At 58.4% G+C, this 1,239-nt stretch carries 1 protein-coding gene and 1 other annotated feature; the gene reads right to left on the minus strand.

Annotated features, from left to right (window positions below; all coding sequences use genetic code 11):
- Positions 1-34: 34 nt before the first annotated feature.
- Positions 35-1,239, minus strand: a protein-coding gene (locus ACYPYQ_RS13545) for an IS3 family transposase (RefSeq protein ID WP_459724445.1) whose coding sequence is annotated in 2 segments (ribosomal slippage) — positions 35-984 and positions 984-1,239 — 1,206 coding nt annotated over the 2 segments. Because the reading frame shifts where the segments join, the coding sequence is not laid out codon by codon here. This gene is flagged as partial in the annotation.
- Positions 872-988, minus strand: a sequence feature (AL1L pseudoknot). Its footprint overlaps the gene before it by 117 nt.

The following is a 1,239-nucleotide window of genomic DNA, read 5'->3' on the forward strand; positions in this document are numbered from 1 at the left end:
TGAATCGCCCCGGATTTCGTGGAGGCTGTCTGGTTTAAGTAACGCAGGCAGAATCCGTATTGGCTGACTGCCGATAGTATTGTGCCTCAGCTTCTGCGGGCGGTATATAGCCGATACTTCCCAACAGGCGTTGATGGTTGAACCACGACACCCACTCCAGGGTTGCCAGTTCCACCGCTTCCCGATTTTTCCATGGCCCCCTTTTGTGTATCAATTCGGCCTTGTATAGCCCGTTGATCGTCTCGGCCAGCGCATTGTCATAGCTGTCACCCTTGCTGCCGACCGAGGGTTCTATCCCCGCCTCGGCGAGCCGTTCGGTATAGCGGATGGAAACATACTGCGATCCCCTGTCGCTATGGTGTATCAGGGCATCTGAGCGTTCCGGCTGGCGCGCATACAACGCCTGTTCCAGCGCATCCAGCACAAAGTCCGTATGCATGCTGGAACTGACGCGCCAGCCCACGATGCGCCGCGCAAATACGTCGATGACGAAGGCGACATACAACCAGCCCTGCCAGGTGGAAACATAGGTGAAATCCGACACCCACAACTGGTTGGGGCGATCCGCTCTGAATTGCCGGTTCACGCGGTCCAACGGGCAAGGTGTTCCCTTATCCGGGAATGTGGTTTTGATCACCTTGCCGCGCCGTACGCCTTCCAGCCCCAGACGCTTCATCAGCCGCTCGACTGTGCAGCGGGCGACCTGTATCCCTTCACGCCCCAGTTGCCGCCAGACCTTGTCGGCGCCGTAAACCTGCATATTGGCCTCCCAGACTCTTTGAATCTCCGGCATCAGGGTTTCATCGTGCCGGGCACGCGCACAACGCAGCGCCGGGTTGCGCTGACAGGCGGCGTAACGCCGGTAGCCAGACGGGGCGATCTGCAACACCTTGCAGATCGGCTCGACCCCGTAGGTATCGCGATGCCGGTCAACGAAATCGTTCAGGATTTGAGTTTGCGGTCGAGCTCCGCCTGGGCAAAAAAAGCGCTGGCCAGTTTCAGGATTTCATTGGCACGGCGCAGTTCCTTCACTTCGCGTTCCAAAGCCTTGATGCGGTCGCGTTCCTCGCTGGTGATGCCATCGCGCCGACCAGTATCGATCTCGTGCTTCTTTACCCAGTCATGCAGGGTTTGGGGAACGCAACCGATCTTCGGCGCAATCGACTCAATGGCCGCCCATTGCGATGGATACTCGTTGCGATGCTCTTGCACCATACGGACAGCACGCTCGCGAACTTC

Source organism: Sideroxyarcus sp. TK5 (assembly GCF_054601595.1).